This window comes from Pseudomonas sp. NyZ480 (genome assembly GCF_029537255.1).
GTDB lineage: Bacteria > Pseudomonadota > Gammaproteobacteria > Pseudomonadales > Pseudomonadaceae > Aquipseudomonas > Aquipseudomonas taiwanensis.
Map to the genome: position 1 here is coordinate 4,978,968 of NZ_CP120626.1, position 22,726 is coordinate 5,001,693.

The window sequence follows — 22,726 nt, forward strand, 5'->3', positions numbered from 1 at the left end:
CGGCTTGTTTTTTGCCCGCCAAGACCTTCAGTGGATAGGGTGTTATGTCCGGAAAAGCGCAACAGCAGTCTCGTATCAAAGAGTTGATCACCCGCGGTCGTGAGCAGGGCTACCTGACTTACGCGGAGGTCAACGACCACCTGCCTGAGGATATTTCAGATCCGGAACAGGTGGAAGACATCATCCGCATGATCAACGACATGGGGATCAACGTATTCGAGAGTGCTCCGGATGCGGATGCCCTTCTGTTGGCGGAAGCCGACACCGACGAAGCCGCGGCCGAAGAAGCCGCCGCTGCGTTGGCGGCCGTTGAAACCGATATCGGCCGCACGACCGACCCGGTGCGCATGTACATGCGCGAAATGGGTACCGTCGAGCTGCTGACTCGCGAAGGCGAGATCGAAATCGCCAAGCGTATCGAGGAAGGCATCCGTGAAGTCATGGGTGCTATCGCCCACTTCCCGGGCACTGTCGACTACATTCTCGGCGAATATGACCGCGTCACCAGCGAAGGTGGCCGTCTGTCGGATGTTCTCAGCGGTTACATCGACCCTGACGACAACATCGCCGCACCGACCGAAGAAGTGCCGATTCCTGGCGCCAAGACCGCTGCCGCGAAAGAAGAGTCCGAAGACGAGGACGAAGAAAGCGACGACAGCGGTGACGACGAAGAGCAGGAAAGCGGTCCGGATCCGGAAGTCGCTCGCCAGCGTTTCGGCGCCGTCGCCGACCAGCTCGCCATCACCCTCAAGGTGCTGAAGAAGCATGGTCGTGATCATGCCGACAGCATCGCTGCGATGCAGGCCCTGGCCGATCTGTTCATGCCGATCAAGCTGGTGCCCAAGCAGTTTGACGCATTGGTCGAGCGTGTACGCGATTCGCTGAACCGCCTGCGTCAGCAAGAGCGCGCCATCATGCAGCTGTGCGTACGTGATGCGCGCATGCCGCGTGCCGACTTCCTGCGCCTGTTCCCGAGCAACGAAACCGACCAGACCTGGTCCGGTGATCTGGCCAAGCGCAACACCAAATGGGCTGCCGCCCTGGGTGAAAAGGACGCCGCCATCGTCGCCTGCCAGCAAAAGCTGATCGACCTCGAGAACGAGACCGGCCTGACCGTCGCCGAAATCAAGGAAATCAACCGTCGCATGTCCATCGGCGAGGCCAAGGCCCGTCGCGCCAAGAAAGAAATGGTCGAGGCGAACCTGCGTCTGGTGATCTCCATCGCCAAGAAATACACCAACCGTGGCCTGCAATTCCTCGACCTGATCCAGGAAGGCAACATCGGCTTGATGAAGGCGGTGGACAAGTTCGAATACCGTCGTGGTTACAAGTTCTCGACCTACGCCACCTGGTGGATCCGCCAGGCGATCACCCGCTCGATCGCCGACCAGGCGCGCACCATCCGTATTCCGGTGCACATGATCGAGACGATCAACAAGCTCAACCGTATTTCCCGGCAGATGCTGCAGGAAATGGGCCGCGAACCGACTCCGGAAGAGCTTGGCGAGCGCATGGAAATGCCTGAGGACAAGATCCGCAAGGTATTGAAGATCGCCAAAGAGCCGATCTCCATGGAAACCCCGATCGGTGACGACGAAGACTCGCATCTGGGCGACTTCATCGAGGACTCGACCATGCAGTCCCCGATTGACGTGGCCACGGTCGAAAGCCTCAAGGAAGCGACCCGCGACGTACTCTCGGGCCTGACCGCACGCGAAGCCAAGGTGCTGCGCATGCGTTTCGGCATCGACATGAACACCGACCACACCCTCGAAGAGGTGGGCAAGCAGTTCGACGTGACCCGCGAGCGGATCCGTCAGATCGAAGCGAAGGCGTTGCGCAAACTGCGCCACCCGACCCGCAGCGAGCACTTGCGCTCCTTCCTCGACGAGTGATGACGAACCCCGGCCCAGGCCGGGGTTTTTCTTGTGCAAAAAAAGGTTGTGGTACACAGCTACCCCAGACGAAATGCCCGTCTACACTCGACTTCAGATCACCTGAATGCGAGGCCGCTATGCCCCTTATGCCGGCCATTCTGTTGCTGCTCCTTATCCTTTGGAACACAACGGCCGGCGCCCTGACCCTGACTGACGAGGAAAAGACCTGGCTTGCTGCCCACCCGCAGCTGAGGCTGGGTGTCGATGCTTCCTGGCCACCTTTCGAGTTCCGCGACCAGGAGGGCAGATACCAGGGATTGGCCGCCGATTACATCGCCATGATTCAGGAGCGCCTCGCAGTGGCGCTCAAGCCCATCGAGCCCAGCAGTTGGACCGAAGTACTGGAGCAAGCGCGTACCAGTCGCATCGACCTGCTACCCGGCATCATGTCGACGCCTGAGCGTCAGGACTACCTGGCTTTCACCCGCCCCTACCTGGATTTCCCCATCGTCATTCTTGCCCATGAAGGCGGGCCGCAACCTCGCACCCTAAAGGACCTGTACGGCCTGAAGATTGCCGTGGTGGAAAACTACGCGCCCCACGAGCTGCTGCGCACCCACCACCCAGACCTCAACCTGGTGGCCATGCCCAATGTCAGCTCGACATTGCAGGCCCTGGCCACCGACGAAGTGGACGCAGTGGTCGGCGACCTGGCCTCAAGCATCTGGAGCTTGCGCCAGCTGAAGCTCGACGGCCTGTACGTCAGCGGCGAAACCCCCTATCGCTACCAGCTGGCAATGGCAGCCCCCAAGGACAAGAAGATCCTGGTGGGCATTCTCGACAAGGTCATGGCCGACATGTCCAGCGGCGAGGTCAGTCAAATCCAGCAGCGCTGGGTTGGCAATGTGGTCGACCAGCGTACCTTCTGGCACGACATGCTGCTCTATGGCCTGCCAGGTGTGCTGATCCTGGTGGCCATACTCGCTGCGATGATTCGTGTAAATCGCCGGCTCAGTTCGGAGATCTCCCGTCGCATTGCACTGGAGCAGGAGCTGCGCAGCAGTGAGTACCACTATCGCGGGCTGGTCGAGAGCCTGTCGGCGATTGCCTGGGAAGCCGACGCGAACGATTTCACCTACAGCTACGTTTCACCCCATGCCGAGAACCTGCTCGGCTACCCTCTGCACGACTGGCTCAAACCCGGGTTCTGGCGCAGCATCCTGCATCCTGAAGACGCACTGTGGGCCCAGGCCTTCAGCGAAAGCGAAACTGCCGCGGGCCGCGACCACAGCCTGGACTACCGGGTGATGCGAGCCGACGGGCAACCGGTATGGATTCGCAACATCGTCAGTATGATCGAGCACGGCCACCGGCCACTGATGCGTGGGCTGATGATCGACATCAGCGAAACCAAGCGCACCGAAGATGCCCTGCGCCTGTCCGAGCAGAAGTTCGCCTCGGTCTTCCAGCAGTGCCCCGACATCCTGCTCATCGCCCGCCACAGTGACGGCTGCCTGTTGGAAGTCAACGAAGCCTTCGAGGAACAGATAGGCCTGCCACCCGGCCAGGTGATCGGCCGCACCGCCACCGAATTGAACCTGTGGGGCGTCGACGGAACCGGCCCTTTGCTGCTCGAGCGCCTGCATCGAGGCGGCATCCGCAACCTTGAAATGAGCTTCAGGCGAAGCAATGGCCAGCTGTTCACAGGCCTGACATCGGCCGAAACCTTCGACCTTGACGGCACCCAGGCATTGGTCGTGGCCGTGCGCGACATCAGCCAACTCAAGGAAACCCAGCAACAACTGCAAACCTCGGAAGAAAAGTTCGCCAAAGCGTTCCACGCATCGCCTGACGGCCTGCTGCTGTCGCGCCAGAGCGATGGCCTGCTGATCGAGGTCAACGAGGGCTTCTGCCGCCTGACCGGCTATGACTTTACCCCCAGCATCGATCAGACCTCCCTGGACTTAGGCATCTGGGTCGACCTCAACGAGCGCAAGCGCTTGATCGAGCTGCTCAACCGCGATGGTTTCGTCCGCGACTTCAGCTGCCTGATCCGCCGAAGCGATGGGCAGATTCGCCTGTGCGAGCTCTCTGCGCGTCCGCTGCCGATCGCTGGCGTCGATTGCATGCTGACCATTGCCCGTGACATCACCGAACGCCACCTGATGCAGGAAAAGCTGCAACTGGCCGCAACCGTGTTCGAGAACACCGCAGAGGGCGTGCTGATCACCGACACCGACCAGCACATCAGCGCGGTCAACCGCGCGTTCAGCGAGATTACCGGCTACAGCGAAGTCGAAGCCCTCGGCCAGACCCCACGCCTGCTCGCTTCAGGCCAGCACGACAGCGCCTTCTACGCAGCCATGTGGCACCAGCTGACCGCAGAGGGACATTGGCAAGGCGAGATCTACAACAAGCGTAAGAACGGCGAGCTGTACCCAGGCTGGCTGACTATCAGCAGCGTGCGCAACAGCGATGGCGAGATCACTCACTTTGTCGCGGTGTTCGCCGATATTTCCAGCCTCAAGCACGCCCAGGCCAAGCTTGATTACCAGGCGCACCACGACCCACTCACCGGCCTGCCCAACCGCGCCCTGTTCGAGAACCGCCTGCAAGCCGTGTTGAGCTGCGCGCAAGTCTCCAACCGGCAGGGTGCGGTGCTGTTCCTCGACCTCGACCGCTTCAAACACATCAACGACAGCCTTGGCCACCCAGTCGGCGACTTACTGCTCAAGGGCATCGCACAACGCCTGAAGGAGCAAGTTCGCGATGTCGACACCGTAGCGCGGCTGGGCGGCGATGAGTTCATCATTCTCCTGCCAGGCTTGCACAAACCCAGCGACGCCAGCGCCATCGCCAACAAACTGCTGGCCTGCTTTAGCGCGCCGTTCCAGGCAGGCGAACATGAGTTCTTCACCAGTGCCAGCATCGGCATCAGCCTGTATCCGCAGGACGGCACCGACGTCGCCACGTTGATCCGCAATGCCGACGCGGCCATGTACCGTTCCAAGGCCAAAGGCCGCAACCGCGTCGAGGCCTACACCCGCGACCTGACCATCCAGGCCAGCGAGCGCATCGCCCTGGAGCACGAACTGCGGCGCGCCATCGAACGCAACGAAATGAGCCTGAGCTTCCAGCCCAAGTTCAGCTTAAAGACCCAGAGCCTGGTAGGCGCCGAAGCCTTGCTGCGCTGGAGCCACCCCACCTTCGGTGAAGTTCCGCCGGAGCACTTCATCCACCTGGCCGAAGAAAACGGCACCATCCTGCAACTGGGCGACTGGGTGCTGGAGCAAGCCTGCCGGCAGATGCATGCGTGGAAGAAGCGCTACAGCGCCTTCGGCCCACTGTCGATCAACCTGGCTGGCGCCCAGCTCCGCCACCCCGGCCTGGCCAAACGCATCGAAAGCCTGCTCAAGACCTACCAGCTCAAGGCCGGCGACCTGCAACTGGAGATTACCGAGAACTTCATCATGAGCCAGGCTGAAGAAGCCCTGGCCGTGCTGCATCAGCTCAAGCAACTGGGCGTACAGTTGGCCATCGATGACTTCGGCACCGGCTACTCCTCGCTCAGTTACCTCAAGCGCCTGCCGCTGGACATCCTCAAGATCGACAAGTCATTCATCCGCGGCCTGCCCGACGACCCGCACGACGCGGCCATCGCCCGCGCCATCATTGCCCTGGGCCGCAGCATGCAACTGACCATCATTGCCGAGGGTGTGGAAAGCCAGGCTCAGCAACGTTTCCTGGCCAGCGAAGGCTGCGAACAGATCCAGGGCTACATCGTCAGCCTGCCGCTGTCCCCGGAAGAGTTCGCTGCTACGTTTCTTCGCATAGCACTGTCCGATCTTTCGGATGGCACGCTTTCAAAACCCTCGTTATAATCCGCCCACCTTCTGAGGGCCTATAGCTCAGTCGGTTAGAGCAGAGGACTCATAATCCTTTGGTCCACGGTTCGAGTCCGTGTGGGCCCACCAACCTTGAAGCCGCGTACTACGCGGCTTTCGGCTTTTTGGGTTTGTGGCAGCCGGATCAGTCCTATGGTCCGAAGGTACAAATTAGGTACAGTGCGGCTTCGCTTGCACGCCTTTGGAGTCCTTCAGATGGCCACAATCGTCAAAACCCCTGCCGGCACCTGGAAGGCCGTCATCCGCAAGACCGGATGGCCGACCAACGCCAAAACCTTCCGCACCAAACGCGACGCCGAAGATTGGTCACGACGCACCGAAGATGAAATGGTGCGGGGTGTCTATATCCAGCGCAGTGGGTCCGAGCGACTGACACTCGAAAATGCGCTGCAGCGATATCTGCGTGAAGTCAGCCCTACCAAAAAGCCCACCACGCAGAAGGCTGAGGCGACCAAGGCTCAGCAGTTGATCAAGCACCTGGGGAAATACTCGCTGGCAGCCCTGTCGTCGGAGGTGATTGCGAACTATCGCGATACTCGACTTGGTTCGTTGACCAGCCGCGGTAAACCAGTGAGCAACAATACCGTTCGGCTGGAGTTGGCTTTGCTCAGCCATCTGTTCACGGTAGCCATTCAGGAATGGGGCCTTGGGCTCACATTCAACCCAGTGCTAAACATTCGGAAGCCGAGCCCAGGGGAGGGCCGAAATCGTCGCCTCACGGCAGACGAGGAGCGTCGCTTACTGACAGCTGTAAACAAGCACAGCAACCCTATGCTCGGGTGGATCGTCAGCATCGCTTTGGAGACCGGTATGCGATCATCCGAAATCACAGGGCTACGTCGGCATCAGGTCGATGTCAAAAAGCGCGTTGCGCGCCTTGTGACAACGAAGAACGATAGCGCCCGGACAGTCCCACTGAGCAAGCTCGCTGCTGCCGCATTTCAAGCAGCGCTTCAAAACCCTGTGCGACCCATCGATTGTGATCTGATCTTCTTTGGCGAACCCGGAAAAGACGGAAAACGACGCCCCTATGCATTCACGAAAATCTGGGGGTTGCTCAAATCTAAGCTGGGCATGCCAGATTTCCGCTTCCATGACCTTCGCCATGAAGCAGTCAGTCGATTGGTGGAAGGTGGGCTTTCAGACCAAGAGGTTTCTAGCATCAGCGGCCATAAATCAATGCAAATGTTGAAGCGATATACGCATCTTCGTGCGGAAGATCTTGTGGTGAGGCTTGATAGCTTGAAAGTCAGAAAAATAAATAAAAAATAATTTCTATCAATTTTGCTCCAGCGATAGATATCGATCCACCCCCTGTAATCATTGGCTATCTCAGATGCACCCGCTACCAAAGTTACATAATTTGGCAAATACAGATAAGTAAACCCAACAATCCAAACTCATGCGCCTTGGTCGAAAACCAAGGCGTAGCCATTTGACGATTTCCTGTAAGCCCCCAAAGATACGCCTAACTATTGGCAACTATGGTTGATTGACATGACGACCGAACAGTATTTGCTTGGGCGCTTTGGTCCGCTTATGAGCATCGTAGACATCGCTGCGATACTGGGACGCTCTCCAGAAGGGGTTAGAGTCGCCATGTACACTGATTCCGATCTGTCGCGAAAATTGAAGCCAACGGTAGTCCGTATTGGACGCCGAGTGTTTTTCCGCACAATTCAAGTAAACGACGCCCTAGGCTTAGATGGGAATCTGGAATGACCAACGCTTTGGACCGGGGCAGGGCAAAGCTCTCGGTTAGTGAACACACTAGGCCCAGCGGCCGAAATTACACCAAATTACTATCACTAATCGAACCGTATGAAGCTCTTCCTGATATTAGACATGCCGTTAATTCAAACTACAGCGACCAAATAGCAAATACCAAAAAGCCCGGTGTGGCAACCGGGCTCCTCGGACCTTTCAGAACAAGTTTTCTCTTTCGACGGTAGAAACCTGTTCGTAAACCTATTCGATTTACATGAGAAGGTGAGCCGATTATGGCTATCGCTTCGGCTTCGCACAAGTCGAAGAACGTGGCTTTTATCACTCACCGCCGAATGGCGGGATTATGGGTTCAATCTCCGTAGCTCAACCAGGAAGACGCAGCAGGCCCCACACCCATCGTGTGAATCGCGGTGGTAACTACTGCGGTCACTCGCCGGAACACCCGCGCCTGGAGCTGCTGAAGGACGTTGTGAGCCCTGGAAAAGCCCTGCCCGGCATTTTGACCGAACTCAAAGAGCGGGTTAAACGCTACTACGACAAACCCGCCGTCCTGCCCTCACTCCGCAACGCAAACCCCGGCCTCGGAGGTCGTCAGCAGCGCAGCGAACGCCGCGAAGCTTGTCTTCTGATGCTGGCAGTCATCGTTTCTTATACAGACCTTGTGTCGCTACGCTGCGGCGTGCCAACGAAGCAAGGTTTTATGTCACTGACCCTAGACTATCTAGTCGAATACACAGGCCTCCACATGCGCCGCGCAGAACGCGCCATGGCCGACTTGAAGCGTGCGAACCTTATCACCTGCAGCCAGCCGAGAAAGCTGAATGAAGACGGCACTTATCGCGGCCTGGCGGCAGTAAAGGCGGTGAACAAGATGTTATTCACTGCCTTTGGCCTTGGTAAGCGCTTAGAGAGGGAAACGGAGCGCGCCAAAGACCGGCTGACCAAGAAGATTAAGAAGGCAGGCGGCACCATGACCAGCTGGGCCCGCAACAGGCTGGTAATCGGGAGTATCAAAGCCCCGAAGCGTTTGAAGACATCAGCAAGTGACCACCATAAGCTAACGGTAGCCGAGAGCACCACGGGGCTTGCAGCGGCCTTCAGATCGCCACAAATCCCCCAGCGGATACCAGCGGATGCTGACGCTCAAACATATGCCCTAGCGCGCACCGAACTGGCGATAGCGATCTTGAGAGCGAACCCAGGTAAGACAGCAGCAGAGGTAAACGCCGAAGCTGACCAGATACTCAGGCAACGCTACACAGCCAAGACAGCCAAAGCAGGACGATTCACCGCTTAGCCCTAACGGCAGGCCTCCCCACGCTCGCAAGGCGCCAAAGAGGCCATAAACAGCCTGGAAACAGCATTCGCCGGCCGAAGCCACCCCCCTCCCCTCATCTGGCTATCCCCATAACCCACCCGATTTCGAAGTTATCCACAGGCACGTGGTCAGGCCTCTCTGAGCAGTTACCGTTAAGTGTCGGTAAGCAGTTTCTTAGGTGTCGGACCTTAACCAGTAGGTCTTAAAAGAATCAGAAGGCAAGGGATTGCAACTATCCCGTGTGGTAGCCAACGAACACAAAACCCAGCACTCCGCGCTTCGCTTGGGCAACCCCTTCGGTTGCATCCCGCGTCCTATCCTTGCCGGACAGGCGGCAGGGGCAGGTCCGGCGGCTTCGCCTTGTTCCTTCCCCTGTCGCTAGGCTTGGTCGCTTACAGCTGCATCAAGGGTACGGCTACGCCCATCATCCTCACCCGTTCGGTGCTCCCCCTCCGGGCTGCGCTCCGCTGCGGCTTGCGGTGATGCCCTTGACCCAGCTTCCAGCTATTCGTGGATGCTGGCTGAAACAAATTCGCTCAACGTGAGCTTCCCGTCCACAAAAGCTTGAGCGCGTCGCTTTTCTTCAGTGCTCAATACAAAGCCCTCAAGCCCGATTGACGCGCAAGCATACTGGACAGCCTTCCGACGCCGCTCCCGCTCAGCATTCGTGATGATGATGCTCTCCGTAATGTTCACGGGCTTTCCCCTCGTGTCGGTGACTAAAACAAGACAATTTCAGCGCTGAGCAGATAAACGAGGGTCAAGGGCGGCACCGGAGGCCGCAGCCCGTGAAACGGGACCGGGCGAGGATGACGGCGAAGCGAACCCTTGACGCTATGCACCTCTAATCCTAGATGCGGGGGCTGCTGGGCGCCTTTCCCAGCGGCCCCTGCTACCGGCGAGGGCGGGAAGTCCAGAGGGGCAGAGCCCCTTTGGGTAAGCCCGTCAGGGCGCGCAGCATGCTCCATGGCACCAATAAATCACTAACTGCCGACCTTCCCTCCCCGCGCCCTACCCCAGTTCTTGCCCAGGTTCTGCATGACATGCTGCCGATAGGCGGGATTCCAAACGCTGTTCCCTGCGATCACATGATTCAAACCTCTTGCAGTGGTCATCATGCCCGACTGCAGGTCTCGGCGCGTTGACATCGGGTTAACGGTGTTGAAGACCGCCTTGGCTGGGTTTAACGCAGCCTGAGTCATCTGCCGCAATGTGATCGCACTGGACGACAGACCACCTGCAAGCTGACCTCCCAATGAGTAAGCCTGATAAACCATATAGAGCACGATCCCACTCAACGCGAGGATCTCCAGCATGTCGGTCGCTGGGCCGTTTCCAGCAGTGGGCTGCACATCGGCCAGCATTGTCGAAAAGAACTTCATCCCCAGCGTAAGCACTGAGGTGATCGCTGCGCATTGAATGATGTAGGTCATCACCTGGGCGAACCATTGATCGAACCACTTGCTGGTCATCTGCCCAAACAGCAGCAGTGCGATGAACAGTGGTCCGCACCCCAGCAAAAACGCCAACAGCACCTTGGCCGTGATGATCATCGCTCCAGCGGGCAGCGTAATCAGGAATGTTGCGATGATCATCGTTCCTGCAATAAGCCAGTCATAAAGAATCATGCCTATCTCGGTCATGCCACGACGTCCGGCGCGAGCAATCAGATCGGAAGCGATATCAAATCCATCGGTCATGGCTCTATCAATCACCTGATACACCGATGTGGCAGCCACACCTTTGCCATTTGGCGAGAACGCATCTGCCAAGCCAACCTCCAGGCCGCGAATCGCTTCCACGACCCAACCAAGGTACGTATCAGCATTGAGTGCCAATGCGCCGGTGAATACCCATTTCAACATGAGCTTGAAGACATGCGGGAGAGGATGCTCGATGAAGCCACCGACGGACAGAAGGCCCAGGATCATGAAGAAAAGGCCGCCGCTAGCAACGAACAAGCCCGAGGAGTTATCAATGACACTATGTGCCATGAGTTGCACGTAGCCGTTCAACACCGAGTCGATTGAGCCACCTACCCATTCGTAAAAATTGGACTCCATGGTCATTGCCCCTCCAAATTCAGCATTTCGCGCTTCCGATAGCCGCGCTGATCAAGCTGCTGCTCATTCCTGGCCTGCTTGGCATTAACGCAGTTCGGCGTAAGGGCCAGAGTCCCGGCATGTCGCTCGCACTCCGATATTCGGATATCCCTTTCCGAGCTGTGGGCTTTGTACCAATCGACAGAATGGACCGGTTCATCCGCCCCGCAGCCAGTGAGCAGAAACAAAACGACAATTGAGAAACGAGAGGCTGTCATTTCCGGCCCTCCCGATTCTGATCCGCCCCATTCACTTCACGAGGCAGCACATGCTCCGCCTCCGTGCGGAATTCCCCAGCAAATTTCAGCGAATAGGCCAGCTCAGCAGCGTTGATAATCTGAAGTGCTGCAAGCGTTCTCAACGCGCTTTCCCTTGTCCCTGCCCAACTACCCGCGATGCGGGATTCGGACCTCGAAATCAATAGAGACGAACCCAGTGCACATGCGAACGAGATCAAAACGGCGAGCGTTGAGGAGATTGGACCTGTTGCTCGGGGCGGCACTATCTGCAACCAATCGGCAAGCGCCAGTACAAAAGGCATGATCGCGGCCGACGCAGCCAGGAGATCGCTCTGGATCAACTCAGGTGCACGTCGTGACACCTCTTTCAGAGCCCCGAACCGGCCGATGCAAATCCAGAATCGTCGTAAGGAAGTGAGGATGAAGAAGCACACGACCAAGGGGAGGATATGAGCGTACGAGATCATTTCAGTTGCCCCCCAGGTTCAGCAATTCGCGATTCTTATAGCCTCTCTTGTCGAGCACCTGGGCATTCAGTTCCCGTTGCCGCTGCTCCTGAATCTTGCCCTCAGCCTCAGCGACCATTTGGAACATCTGCAATTTGGTCTGCTCGTTCTGGATCATCGCTTGCTCTGCAGCGATGCGACCCTGCAGCTCTGCGATCCCTTTGGGATCTTGCGTTTGATTGATCTGCCCCATGAGCTGGTCAATCTGACGCAGTCGGGCTTCGGCCTGGTCATAGGCCTCCAGAGCAAACGCTTTATCCTGTGACGGCTTCACCGCCTGTGCTCGGCAAGCATCGCGCTGCTGCTCCTGAACCAGACTTTCGCAGGCATCGAACACCTTGTTGTCCGTATAGATCGAACCAGCACGGCTATTCAGGCCTGAATAGCCGCCACGCTTCACTGCGTCATACACAGCCTGCCAGTCTTGCGGCAGATATTCTCGCAGCTGTGGGTCATCGAATACTCGCCCAAGCCCACGCGACCCAGTAAGCGCGCCGTACTGCTGCTTCATCTGATCAATCTGGAATGCCATTTGCTGAACCTGTTGGGCCCAGCGAGTCGTATTAGCTGCGAACTCTGCGACAGTCATAGGGGAATCAGTCACTTGGGTAGTAACGGTTACAGGGATTTGCGCGTATCCCTGCTGCGAGCCCAGCATCAATGCGAACGTTGTTGCGAAACTAAATGGTCGGACGCCTTTGAAGGCGAAACGCTTGAACAGATCCATAGTCACCTCTCCATTAGACATGGTGAACACTGAGCCGTCTGTCCGGCCTGTCGATCTGTTTAGGAATCGCACCCAGCACGGTTGAACCGTTCTTGGGGTGACTATGCGCCAGTCTTACCCGGTGTAGGCCCCGTCTTTTAAGGGCCGCGCCCATAATGCAATAAGCATCAGCGAGGCGGCTACAGCGCTCGTAGAATTAAACCAAAACACTGTATTTTGGCGGTATTTATTATCTCACTTCGGCTCATCATCTAAAAGTGCCATACATCCCAAATTCTTCGTCATGACGAAATCCCGGTTGCTATGAAGAACTACTGCAGGATAGGCTAATCGCCGGTAAAGCGTCATACATCAAGGATGTCACTTTGTTTGCTAGCACAGACAGGGCCCATGCAATGAATACTGAGAAAAGATCGCCGATTCTGAGTGTCCGTCTAGGACCTGAACTTAAAAGTCGTTGGGAAAACTATTGCGAACAGCTAGGCCGAGCCCCTAGCTCCGCAATCAGAGAGGCTGTCGAGCGACAACTTAAGGCTGTTGATGAACCTTTTGCACCTAAAACCTATCGCCAGATCGAGAACGAGCAAGAATCAAAACAGCGCTTTGAAATCCTGCTGACCACTTCCGAGAAAAAATCAATAAAAGAGCGGGCGCATATTGAGCGGTGCTCAATGCGTCGCTGGATTATTGATGCCATCCGCGCTGGACTTACGCACGAACCACAGTTTGGGATGTCTGAAATTGACGCATTAGGTGAGTCCAACTATCAGTTGTTGGCCTTGGGCCGCAACCTTAACCAGATTGCCCGGCGATTGAATGAGGGGAATTACGAACCCGTCACTGTTCAGCGAATCGAGGCACTAAGCCGGATCATCGACAAGCACACTGACCTGGTTAGCTCAGCCATTCGCGCGAGCTTGGAGCGATGGAGCCTCAAGTGACCTAGCCCGACCTAGCTTCATCCGCGCTTTCGCCGGCGGCCGAACGGAACCCGGCACCTCCTCGGACCCAACACCCAGCGGTAGCCGCCGTAAGCCAAGACTCACGCGGCATCATGAGGTCCAATCGGCGCAGCCTGCCTGTGCAGATCGACTCAGAAATTCCCCGCTGCGTGTGAATGGTCTAGAATTGCTTACCGCTTTGAAATCCTAGGCAAGCGGTCTGCGGAGGCATCGTGTCACCTAATGCATCACAACTCTCAGCGCTTTCACGGCTGTTTTCCCCAGGTGTTTTCCGGGAAATTTCACGGAAAGGGCAGTCGGCGCTGTTTTCTCGGCTATTTTCGCAAACGGGCATTGACTTGGTGTCACACCACACGGTGGCTGATGGCTTCGATGCAGCCTTTGCGATTCTCCGAAGGTCTGGGTGTCGTGACGAGTATGTCTATCGTGCCGCATTAACCCAGAACGTCTTGCTCGGCACTCACTCCTTAAATAGTGCAAGCATGTTGACAGAGTTTCGCGCTGGTGCCTGCAAAGCCGATTTGGCTATTCTAAACGGAACAGCAACTGTCTATGAGATCAAATCTGAACGAGATTCGCTCGCACGCCTAGAAAATCAGATCAAAAATTATCGGAAAGTCTTTGCCAAGATATATGTTATCGCAGGTGAAGCGCATGTAAACAGCGTGTTGGACAATACACCTTCCGATATTGGAGTGATGTGCTTAAATCGCAGAAACCAGATTTCCAAGGTTCGCACAGCAGTTGACATGTCGGAGAATGTATGTTCTGTCACAATCTTCGAATCTCTGCGTTCCGATGAAGCTCGTTCTATTCTGAACGACCTTGGATTGGTGGTTCCTGACGTACCAAATACCATTTTACGCAGTGCTATGCGGGACTTGTACGCACAACTCGCACCAGCAGAAGTTCATAAGGCTATGGTCAGCACCCTTAAACGGACGCGTAGCCTCGCTCCTCTTAGTGCATTTATTCAGCAGTTGCCTCTATCACTGCGCCCAATAGCTCTATCAGTACAGCTAAGGAGCAAAGATCAACAGCAGCGCTTTATCAACGCAGTAAATCTTCCTCTAGCTCAAGCCATGGACTGGAAATAATCTGAATGTACTACCCATATTTTCGTGGAAAACAGTTCGAACTAATTTCTATTCGTGAAAATGCACCTCTTATGGCTGCTTCAAATTTTGCACCCATAGTCGAGCCAGTCCGAGAGGCGCTAAGTGGTTTAGACAGAGCTATAAAAGCTGTTTGCGAAGCGAAGGGCAAAGCAATAGTGATCGTCAATCCCTATCATGGTGATCATCGGGAGAATGGGGCAGGCATAACTGAATTTGTACGAGGATATATTGATAACCCATCAATTGGCGCGGGGATTCTACTCCGTCAAGATATGGGGATAGCTGAGGCGATGCAGCTTTGCGAGCGTCATCACCAACATCAACTAAACTTTATCCACGCTGGATTCACGCACGGGAAGGAGTTAGCGCACGAGCTGGGAGAAACTCTCCCTACAGCGCGACACATTTTCAATGAGAGCTTCTGTCCCAAAACATATCGGAAACATTTCAGCGGAAGTGAGCGTATTCTTCTCCGAGATGGCTTCAAGCGCCGTCGAAATAGAGACTATCCACCGGTAGAACTATTTTCAGACCTTAACGTGACCTTCCACGATGAAGGCATGAACGCTTTCGGAGATTTTTCGATCGTTGGAGATGACTACTCGGAGTCCGGCGGGCCAGCTTATGCAGTAGCAATCCATTTAACATTCATTGATCCCGACCAAGATGATGCAATGTTTATATATCACTTTGTATCCACTAGCCAAGACACTCCTACCGATCCAGCGGGAAAATTTGCTGAGGCGCTTGACAAGCTAATCGACAAGCTCAACTCCGGAACCTCTAATTTATACGAGACTAATGCTTTGCAAGACCTTCGTTCGCTGCATAGCAAAGGGCATTTCCCAGGGCTAGGATATTTAAAGAAAATCTCACTAAATCACCATATCGAGACCGTGGCCAAATTTTTTAGCTGAGAATAATATGCCAGCCCATTGCTGCCCAGAATGTTTTGGTGACCGCGGATTGAGACACAGTATCATTCCACTGAATTCTCAAACAGTTGGGAAATGTGATTTTTGTGACTCAGTCGATCAGAATCTAGTAGAGCCAGGAGTTCTAGCAGAATGGTTTCACTTATTGATAAGCATATATGAACCAGATACGGATGGTAAGCTATTAGTTGAGTGGTTGAAAGAAGACTGGGAGCTTTTTTCGCACACAAAGATGGATATTGCTCACGCCAAGGAGCTGCTGGGTGAAATACTTGACGATGGAGATATCGTTCGTCGAAATTTTTCTCCGTCCGAGAAGTACAAAAGCGAAGTACTAGTTAGATGGGAAACTTTCCGCGACGAGCTAATGTACAAAAACCGATACTTCCTTGATGAACCGTTAGATACTGATCGGCTTAAAGAACTATTGGCTCACCTGCCTGCTGATGACTTACCACAACTATGGTACAGAGCTAGGATTCGTACTGGCGAAACAAATTATGAAATCAAAGATATGGGGCCTCCACCTAATCGTCTAGCGTCCCATGGCCGAGCGAATCCTCCCGGAATTCCATATTTGTATGTTGGCTCACAGCCGGACACAGCAGCCTCGGAAGTCCGCCCTCATACTGGCGAAGTTGCATGCGTAGCTGAATTCAAAATTACCGCTCCCCTCCGAGCAGTAGACCTTAGAAATCCGCGAAAGCTGGTATCGCCATTTTTGCTGGGTGACGCAAGTGCAATCGGGCAACTGCGTGCCGACATTCCGTTTCTTGAGCGTTTGGGGGAGGAACTTACCAGGCCAGTTCTACCTCAAGGTGCAGCGATTGACTATGTACCAAGTCAGTATCTATGTGAGTTCATTAAGAAAAGCGGATACGACGGGGTAATCTACCGAAGTTCAGTAAGCGAAGGAATGAACTTAGCCCTTTTTGACCCAAGCAAAGCAGAGGGTGGAGATGTCAGCCTGTACAAGATCAATAGAGTATCAGTGGACGTTCAAAGAGAGCAGTGACAATCATCTTTAGAGTCTTCCTGAACCTTGGACATCCGTGAGCAACAGATAAACTGCTTTATAGCCACCCATGAAGGCTAATGGGTGGTAAAGCCCTCCCGCCTATTGAAGCGCTAGCTCATAAACAAACATACAGATATCGTCAGCTCTGCAATCAGAGCAAGCCTCGAACGTTGGAAAATCAAACCGGAGTAAAAGCTTGACTGATTTGCCAGCCAACTAAAACGTTAAAGTTTGTCGCCATAGAAAACCCGTAGTTATGCCATCTTGCCCCAACTGGCCGCCACAGGTAGCTGCGGTCAACCTATAGAAATAGTTCTTTCTAAGTAAAATTCAACTCCAGGAGTACAGCATATCGACCCAGCCGAAGTCAGCTCCAAAACCTCTGATTCATGCTTTACTCTCAAGGAAATTGCTATTTTTTCAATTTTCATAGCGGGGGCGTTATAGTTTTCCAAAAACTCAGACAAGGCATTTTCAGTCGAAACCACCTCAACCCTTGAAGTTGCATTTTTCCCAAGAGGCACTTGACTGACAGTCACCTTGCTAACAATCAGTCTATCAACAGCTACATCTTGCGCAATCGAAGCATATACAGAGCTCAAATCAAAGCCCAATTTTTTCAATGTTGCCCTATGTTCTAATACTTCCATTAGAATCTTTACAAAGCTCTTCAATGAGACAGGGGGCTTTATTATCTTTATCAACGACATTTCACTTGTTAATTTTGAAACTGAAAACTCAAAAGTAACATACCTAATTACACTAACTTGTTCAATACCCCCATCCAGCGAGCCAACATCTTCAACTGTTTCGATCTTTTCAATAAATCTAGCACGAACTAAACTACCTTGGACTTCAACTAGCTCGAAGCCTATTCCTTTTTCTTGCGAAAAGCTAAATTTGGCTATGGCTGCACTCACAGGTAGATCATGATTTAAAACAAGCCACTGCTGCCTATTTGCCCTCATTGGCCTCGCCCCCAGCAAAATCCGCCTGAACCGCATCCAGTGCTTTGACTGCGGCGCCTTCAATCAATCTTAGCATCTTTCTTTCGGCGGTCGACTCGCAAGCAATACGATGTTTATTATGATGACCTTGATCGTTTAGCTTATACCGTCCCTTAACCGCATATGAAAATTTCTCGCAGTTCTCTGGATCTGAAAACTGGGCTTCCAATTCATAAATATCTGACTTTTCGCTAGCAGCTAAAGTAGTCCAAACCACTCTACAAACGTAAAAACCCGTTTCCAGTAGTCCTTTAAGCTCCGGGGATGACAGAAGCCCCTCACCTTTTAATGAAGCTTTAGTGATGTGTATACCTATGTCATCATCGCCTGACGTAGCACCTTTGATCTTCGGATTATAAACATACACATCTGTAACGTCCTTGAACCTATAACCTGTTAAACCTTGCAGGAGGTTTCTAAAAAACTGAGTCCGTAATTTATTATCCACCAACGTACGCATTTGAATTTCTTTGACAACCAACTCAGCTCCGCCGCTATTCTTGGCAAGTAGATCAACCAAGGTTTCTTTTGCGTCATCAACAAATTTGTTTTGCGGATTTCGAATCGATATACCGTCAGCTGACGTTTCTATTTCAATTACTGCATGTCGCTCAACCGCCTGTTTAAACTCCGACTTATTACTGTTATACTCTTCGTATTTAATCTCAATCTCCAGCTTTTTTCCAACCCAAGTGAACTTCACCTCGGAGCCTGTGGCTTCTAAATTCTCTTTAAGCCCCTGCGCCACAACTTCCAACTTTGCATCACTAAAGCTATTTGATACATGCGCCACCGATATTCGTTCTTTTTTTACTCCAGCCCCAAATATGGCTGCGATTTTTTGATGATCATAATAGTCGTGATTCAAGCGGCTAAAATATAGAGCGGCAGCATCCCGTTCCGTATCAGGTGAGATGATTATACCGCGACTCAGGAATAACTCTTTCATATCTGAGTTTTTAAAATTATATTGCAGTAAAGCGTCATACACAGCTTTATCTGAGGCGTAATACAGGTGTCCGCTTTTCATTGATATCTCCACGCCAAATGACCGGGCACATAGTTTGGAATGGCAGTATTAACCACACCAAACTCAATTCGCTCTAATTCTAATTTTTTATATGAATCCATACCCCATGCAGCCAGATATAAATTCTTAGCCGTTTCGAATTTACTGCGCATTTCAGGGCTAGGTTTATGATGCGCCACTCTAATTTTTATCGAGCACTTGCCTCGCAATATCTGAAACCGAGACAATGAGTCTAGCAAATATCTAAACTCCTGCTCAGTAGAACCATCTTGATTATAATAAATAACATAACCTTCGTTCTCAGAACCAGCGTCCGTATTGGTCGGATCAATTTGGCTTGTGCTACCATGCTTGATAATCATGTAAGGCGAACACAGCAACTCAATTGTTGCCGGCAAATTATCGGGGTCACCATGAGACCTATGCAAATACAGCTCCGGATAAAAAAACGAATAGTCCTTTATGGGGAATTCGTTTTCTGAGTACAGATGCTTCATGTCCGTAACAATTGTATAAAGGTAGCGTATACGAAGTGCATCAAGCACATGCAGCACTTGCCCTTCTTGTACTCCTATCTTGTCCGTGTTTATAGGCTCAATCAACTTCAGGAAATCGTTATGATATTCATTGTCATGGTTATAAATAAATAATAGGCCCCGTATCTCGTAGGGTCTAGCATCGAGCACGTACTTACCTTGCCACTCAGTGCTGCCTCTTGCGCAGTCAATTGTTTTTGCTAACGACTCAATGGCGCCGGTCACGCTGGCAGTCGTGATACTCGACTTAGCATAGCTTTTTAAATCCGTATTAAGCATAACAATCTTATTTAGATACGGATCAAAATACTTAAAAACCACATCCACAGGATGTGTATAGCTGGGTGTTGCACTTGCTTTAGCAGAAGCTTTTTTCGGGGCAGGCTTATGCTTTTCAACTTTATGACAGTTGAAGTTCTCATCCATTACCGGAGTGGCTTCCCATTTAAACCACTTAAATATATCCTGGGTAACCCTGACCGCCACCTCGGAAATATTCGCAACTTCACCACTCATAATCTACGCCCCAAACCCAATATCCCCTGACCATTTACAAAACCTCCCATAAATACGGGCAGCAAGTCAAAAATATCTTGAGCTCATCAACCGCACACGTTTATAAATTAATATCAAAGCCACAGGCACGATGCTTTTCAAGCACCGATAGCAAGGACGCCATTTTGAATCAATAGGATTAGAGCAGCAGTTACAGCTGCCTTTTAGCACTGAAACAGAGAGTTTCAGCTGAAGAGATGAGCGGTGGTATGTCAATCCGTTGGTCATTACGCTGGCCCGTCCGTACATCCTTTGTACATAAATCCGCCCACGATAGCATAGAGCCACCACCTGCGAATCACACTTTTGTCTGAGACAGCCCTCCTTCGCTGCACAGCCTTGTCACATCGGGCAGTGCATGAATCTGTATCAGAGCACCCTGTCTGCGGTACATTTCCGGTACACAAGCCAGTTTTCTCAGATTACTGAAAATTACGCTCCGCCCCTTCAAAAACAGGGCCTTCAGGTATGATAAGCTACGTGTAGCTTCGAACGATTTCGCTAGGCGTTCTCATTAGCCCAGCAACTCATAATCCTTTGGTCCACGGTTCGAGTCCGTGTGGGCCCACCAAGTACCAGAAAGCCGCGCATCAGCGCGGCTTTTTCGTATCCATTGCCCACCAGTGGATGGCGGCACTACTTCGGCTCAGGTTCAATGCCCATCCCGGACATGTCGCCAGCCTTGCCCTTGCCACCTCTGGCTGGCTAGGCTAACGCGCCCACCACAGAGACTCACCATGTCGGACTCCCGCGCCATTACCCTGGACGAAATCGACCGCCAACTGATCGCGCTTCTGCAGATCAACGCACGCGAAAGCGTCGCCACCCTCGCCCGTCAGCTCGGCATCGCCCGCACCACGGTCAACTCACGGCTGGAGCGGCTGGAGAAGAACAAGGTCATCACCGGCTATGGCGTGCGCCTCGGCCAGCGCTTGGTCGGCGGTGGTCTGCAGGCCTATGTGGGCATCAAGGTCCAGCCACGGTCCGGCAAAGAGGTGGTGCGGCGTTTGGGGGCCATGGGGCAAGTTCAGCAGCTGTGCGCGGTGAGTGGCGAGTTCGACTATGTGGCCTGGCTGCGCAGCGATTCGCCAGAACAGCTCGACCAACTGCTCGATCAAATTGGCAGCGTGGAGGGCGTGGAGAAGACCACAACATCGATCATCCTCAGCAGCAAGGTCGATCGTGGGCAGCCCGTCTGACACGACTGGCCTGCCCGCTTGCCCGCGAACCTGGGCTCAGCCGGTGCCCAACACCGTGGTGCATGCTTCGTGGAGGAACGCACCCCTATCGGTTCGCTGCACCTGGTTATCGCCATCCTCGTCATAAGTAGAAGAACTCCCGTCACTTAGACGAACATAACTACATACCGCCACCACTCTGCATCTTAATTACGAACACCCCTCGCCATAAAATGACCTCCAGCCATCTCCTATACTCAGGCTCCGCCCTCGCGCAGCCCTCTGGCAAGGTCATTTATGAACAAGAAAAACCGCCACCCCGCCGACGGCAAGCAACCGATCACCATCTTCGGCCCAGACTTCCCTTTCGCCTTCGACAACTGGCTGGAACACCCCGCCGGCCTGGGCAGCATTCCGCCTGAGCGCCATGGCGAGGAAGTCGCCATCGTCGGTGCCGGCATCGCTGGCTTGGTGGCGGCGTACGAGCTGATGAAGCTGGGTCTCAAGCCTGTGGTGTACGAAGCCTCGAAGCTGGGCGGACGGTTGCGTTCCCAGCCGTTCAACGGCACCGATGGGATCATCGCTGAGCTGGGCGGTATGCGCTTTCCGGTGTCGTCCACGGCCTTCTACCATTATGTGGACAAGCTTGGCCTTGAGACCAAACCCTTCCCCAACCCGCTGACTCCCGCCTCAGGCAGCACGGTGATCGACCTCGAAGGCCAGACCTACTACGCCGAAAAGCCAGCCGACCTGCCCGCGTTGTTCCATGAGGTGGCCGACGCCTGGGCCGATGCGCTTGAAAGCGGTGCCCAATTCGCCGATATCCAGCAAGCGATCCGCGACCGCGACGTACCTCGCCTGAAAGAACTGTGGAACAAACTGGTGCCCCTGTGGGACGACCGCACCTTCTACGATTTCGTCGCCACCTCGCGCTCGTTCGCCAAGCTGAGCTTCCAGCACCGTGAAGTGTTCGGTCAGGTTGGCTTCGGCACCGGCGGCTGGGACTCGGACTTCCCCAACTCGATGCTGGAAATCTTCCGCGTGGTGATGACCAACTGCGACGACCACCAGCACCTGATCGTCGGTGGTGTCGAACAAGTGCCCCAAGGCATCTGGCGTCATGTACCTGAGCGCTGCGCCCACTGGCCAGAGGGCACCAGCCTGAGCACCTTGCATGGCGGCGCGCCGCGTACGGGGGTCAAGCGCATAGCCCGCGCCGCCGATGGCCGCCTGGCCGTGACCGACAACTGGGGCGATACCCGCCACTACAGCGCCGTGCTCGCCACCTGCCAGAGCTGGCTGCTGACCACACAGATCGACTGCGAAGAGTCGCTGTTCTCGCAGAAGATGTGGATGGCCCTGGATCGCACCCGCTACATGCAGTCGTCGAAAACCTTCGTCATGGTCGACCGTCCTTTCTGGAAGGACAAAGATCCGGAAACTGGCCGCGACCTCATGAGCATGACCCTCACCGATCGTCTGACCCGGGGCACCTACCTGTTCGACAACGGAGACGACAAACCCGGGGTGATCTGCCTGTCGTACGCCTGGATGAGCGACGCGCTGAAGATGCTGCCACACCCCGTGGAAAAGCGCGTGCAACTGGCCCTCGATGCACTCAGGAAAATCTACCCCAAGACCGACATCGCCGGGCACATCATCGGCGACCCGATCACCATTTCCTGGGAAGCCGACCCGCACTTCCTCGGGGCGTTCAAGGGCGCGCTGCCAGGACACTACCGCTACAACCAGCGCATGTACGCGCATTTCATGCAGCAGGACATGCCGGCCGAACAGCGCGGTATATTCATCGCAGGAGACGACGTGTCATGGACCCCAGCTTGGGTCGAGGGCGCGGTACAGACGTCGCTGAATGCCGTGTGGGGTATCATGAACCACTTCGGTGGCAGCACCCACCCCGACAACCCAGGCCCTGGCGATGTGTTCGCCGAAATCGGCCCCATCGCCCTGCCCGACTGAGACCA

The 22,726-nt window shown here is 54.2% G+C and carries 18 protein-coding genes and 1 tRNA gene; 12 read left to right on the forward strand and 7 right to left on the reverse strand.

Annotated elements, in window-relative coordinates:
* Positions 1-44 precede the first annotated feature (44 nt).
* From rpoD to P3R38_RS22940, 6 genes are all read left to right on the forward strand, one after another.
* On the forward strand, positions 45-1,895 hold the full coding sequence (rpoD, locus tag P3R38_RS22920) for an RNA polymerase sigma factor RpoD (RefSeq protein WP_023382688.1): 1,851 nt from the start codon (positions 45-47) through the stop codon (positions 1,893-1,895).
* Between the two features lie 119 nt (positions 1,896-2,014).
* Positions 2,015-5,758 carry a bifunctional diguanylate cyclase/phosphodiesterase gene (locus tag P3R38_RS22925; protein ID WP_023382689.1) on the forward strand — a complete coding sequence of 1,248 codons (3,744 nt, stop codon included), beginning with the start codon at positions 2,015-2,017 and terminating at the stop codon, positions 5,756-5,758.
* A gap of 16 nt (positions 5,759-5,774) precedes the next feature.
* Positions 5,775-5,851 (forward strand) — tRNA-Ile (locus tag P3R38_RS22930).
* Positions 5,852-5,977: 126 nt separating this feature from the next.
* Complete coding sequence (locus P3R38_RS22935) at positions 5,978-7,054, forward strand: site-specific integrase (RefSeq protein WP_277686631.1); 1,077 nt, start codon at positions 5,978-5,980, stop codon at positions 7,052-7,054.
* Between the two features lie 225 nt (positions 7,055-7,279).
* Positions 7,280-7,504 carry a DNA-binding protein gene (locus tag P3R38_RS25140; RefSeq protein WP_347176208.1) on the forward strand — a complete coding sequence of 75 codons (225 nt, stop codon included), beginning with the start codon at positions 7,280-7,282 and terminating at the stop codon, positions 7,502-7,504.
* Positions 7,505-7,979: 475 nt separating this feature from the next.
* On the forward strand, positions 7,980-8,807 hold the full coding sequence (locus P3R38_RS22940) for a hypothetical protein (protein ID WP_277686632.1): 828 nt from the start codon (positions 7,980-7,982) through the stop codon (positions 8,805-8,807).
* 1,004 nt (positions 8,808-9,811) lie between these two features.
* On the opposite strand, the gene P3R38_RS22945 is transcribed toward P3R38_RS22940, so the two are convergent.
* Genes P3R38_RS22945 through virB5 form a run of 4 tightly spaced genes read right to left on the reverse strand, consistent with a single transcriptional unit; the run spans position 9,812 to position 12,402 of the window.
* Positions 9,812-10,897 carry a type IV secretion system protein gene (locus tag P3R38_RS22945; protein WP_277686633.1) on the reverse strand — a complete coding sequence of 362 codons (1,086 nt, stop codon included), beginning with the start codon at positions 10,895-10,897 and terminating at the stop codon, positions 9,812-9,814.
* On the reverse strand, positions 10,894-11,148 hold the full coding sequence (locus P3R38_RS22950; RefSeq protein ID WP_073655100.1) for an EexN family lipoprotein: 255 nt from the start codon (positions 11,146-11,148) through the stop codon (positions 10,894-10,896). The genes P3R38_RS22945 and P3R38_RS22950 overlap by 4 nt, the downstream gene beginning before the upstream one ends.
* Positions 11,145-11,636 carry a hypothetical protein gene (locus tag P3R38_RS22955; protein WP_186690172.1) on the reverse strand — a complete coding sequence of 164 codons (492 nt, stop codon included), beginning with the start codon at positions 11,634-11,636 and terminating at the stop codon, positions 11,145-11,147. Before P3R38_RS22955 ends, P3R38_RS22950 begins: the two co-directional genes overlap by 4 nt.
* Position 11,637: 1 nt before the next feature.
* The gene (gene virB5 / locus P3R38_RS22960; protein ID WP_277686634.1) at positions 11,638-12,402 is read right to left on the reverse strand and encodes a P-type DNA transfer protein VirB5; all 765 of its coding nucleotides are present in this window, start codon (positions 12,400-12,402) and stop codon (positions 11,638-11,640) included.
* Positions 12,403-12,797: 395 nt separating this feature from the next.
* On the opposite strand from virB5, the gene mobC reads away from it, so the two are divergent.
* The 4 genes from mobC to P3R38_RS22980 all read left to right on the forward strand — a co-directional run bounded on the left by mobC (position 12,798) and on the right by P3R38_RS22980 (position 16,432).
* Positions 12,798-13,343 (forward strand): plasmid mobilization relaxosome protein MobC, encoded by a 546-nt coding sequence (mobC, locus tag P3R38_RS22965; protein WP_277686635.1) that lies wholly within the window; start codon positions 12,798-12,800, stop codon positions 13,341-13,343.
* A gap of 233 nt (positions 13,344-13,576) precedes the next feature.
* The gene (locus P3R38_RS22970; RefSeq protein WP_277686636.1) at positions 13,577-14,461 is read left to right on the forward strand and encodes a sce7726 family protein; all 885 of its coding nucleotides are present in this window, start codon (positions 13,577-13,579) and stop codon (positions 14,459-14,461) included.
* A 5-nt stretch (positions 14,462-14,466) separates the two neighbouring features.
* The gene (locus tag P3R38_RS22975) at positions 14,467-15,399 is read left to right on the forward strand and encodes a sce7725 family protein (RefSeq protein ID WP_277686637.1); all 933 of its coding nucleotides are present in this window, start codon (positions 14,467-14,469) and stop codon (positions 15,397-15,399) included.
* Between the two features lie 49 nt (positions 15,400-15,448).
* Positions 15,449-16,432, forward strand: a complete 984-nt coding sequence (locus P3R38_RS22980) for an RES domain-containing protein (RefSeq protein ID WP_277686638.1) — start codon at positions 15,449-15,451, stop codon at positions 16,430-16,432.
* 299 nt (positions 16,433-16,731) lie between these two features.
* Here P3R38_RS22980 and P3R38_RS22985 read toward each other — a convergent pair whose 3' ends face one another.
* From P3R38_RS22985 to P3R38_RS22995, 3 genes are read right to left on the reverse strand one after another with little or no spacing between them, the layout of a single operon-like run.
* On the reverse strand, positions 16,732-17,355 hold the full coding sequence (locus P3R38_RS22985; RefSeq protein ID WP_277686639.1) for a hypothetical protein: 624 nt from the start codon (positions 17,353-17,355) through the stop codon (positions 16,732-16,734).
* A 34-nt stretch (positions 17,356-17,389) separates the two neighbouring features.
* On the reverse strand, positions 17,390-18,472 hold the full coding sequence (locus P3R38_RS22990; RefSeq protein ID WP_277686640.1) for a hypothetical protein: 1,083 nt from the start codon (positions 18,470-18,472) through the stop codon (positions 17,390-17,392).
* The gene (locus tag P3R38_RS22995) at positions 18,469-19,524 is read right to left on the reverse strand and encodes a hypothetical protein (protein WP_277686641.1); all 1,056 of its coding nucleotides are present in this window, start codon (positions 19,522-19,524) and stop codon (positions 18,469-18,471) included. The genes P3R38_RS22990 and P3R38_RS22995 overlap by 4 nt, the downstream gene beginning before the upstream one ends.
* Before the next feature lie 776 nt (positions 19,525-20,300).
* Here P3R38_RS22995 and P3R38_RS23000 point away from each other — a divergent pair.
* Together P3R38_RS23000 and P3R38_RS23005 are read left to right on the forward strand one after the other, a co-directional pair.
* The gene (locus P3R38_RS23000; RefSeq protein WP_023382698.1) at positions 20,301-20,762 is read left to right on the forward strand and encodes an Lrp/AsnC family transcriptional regulator; all 462 of its coding nucleotides are present in this window, start codon (positions 20,301-20,303) and stop codon (positions 20,760-20,762) included.
* Positions 20,763-21,038: 276 nt separating this feature from the next.
* Positions 21,039-22,721: an NAD(P)/FAD-dependent oxidoreductase gene (locus P3R38_RS23005; protein WP_104881124.1), complete on the forward strand. Its 1,683-nt coding sequence runs from the start codon at positions 21,039-21,041 to the stop codon at positions 22,719-22,721.
* Positions 22,722-22,726 lie beyond the last annotated feature (5 nt).

Coding starts and splice junctions, on each gene's coding strand:
- rpoD (WP_023382688.1), top strand. CDS start 45: ATGTCCGGAAAAGCGCAACAGCAGTCTCGTATCAAAGAGTTGATCACC.
- P3R38_RS22925 (WP_023382689.1), top strand. CDS start 2,015: ATGCCCCTTATGCCGGCCATTCTGTTGCTGCTCCTTATCCTTTGGAAC.
- P3R38_RS22935 (WP_277686631.1), top strand. CDS start 5,978: ATGGCCACAATCGTCAAAACCCCTGCCGGCACCTGGAAGGCCGTCATC.
- P3R38_RS25140 (WP_347176208.1), top strand. CDS start 7,280: ATGACGACCGAACAGTATTTGCTTGGGCGCTTTGGTCCGCTTATGAGC.
- P3R38_RS22945 (WP_277686633.1), bottom strand. CDS start 10,897: ATGACCATGGAGTCCAATTTTTACGAATGGGTAGGTGGCTCAATCGAC.
- P3R38_RS22950 (WP_073655100.1), bottom strand. CDS start 11,148: ATGACAGCCTCTCGTTTCTCAATTGTCGTTTTGTTTCTGCTCACTGGC.
- P3R38_RS22955 (WP_186690172.1), bottom strand. CDS start 11,636: ATGATCTCGTACGCTCATATCCTCCCCTTGGTCGTGTGCTTCTTCATC.
- virB5 (WP_277686634.1), bottom strand. CDS start 12,402: ATGGATCTGTTCAAGCGTTTCGCCTTCAAAGGCGTCCGACCATTTAGT.
- mobC (WP_277686635.1), top strand. CDS start 12,798: ATGAATACTGAGAAAAGATCGCCGATTCTGAGTGTCCGTCTAGGACCT.
- P3R38_RS22975 (WP_277686637.1), top strand. CDS start 14,467: ATGTACTACCCATATTTTCGTGGAAAACAGTTCGAACTAATTTCTATT.
- P3R38_RS22990 (WP_277686640.1), bottom strand. CDS start 18,472: ATGAAAAGCGGACACCTGTATTACGCCTCAGATAAAGCTGTGTATGAC.
- P3R38_RS22995 (WP_277686641.1), bottom strand. CDS start 19,524: ATGAGTGGTGAAGTTGCGAATATTTCCGAGGTGGCGGTCAGGGTTACC.
- P3R38_RS23000 (WP_023382698.1), top strand. CDS start 20,301: ATGTCGGACTCCCGCGCCATTACCCTGGACGAAATCGACCGCCAACTG.
- P3R38_RS23005 (WP_104881124.1), top strand. CDS start 21,039: ATGAACAAGAAAAACCGCCACCCCGCCGACGGCAAGCAACCGATCACC.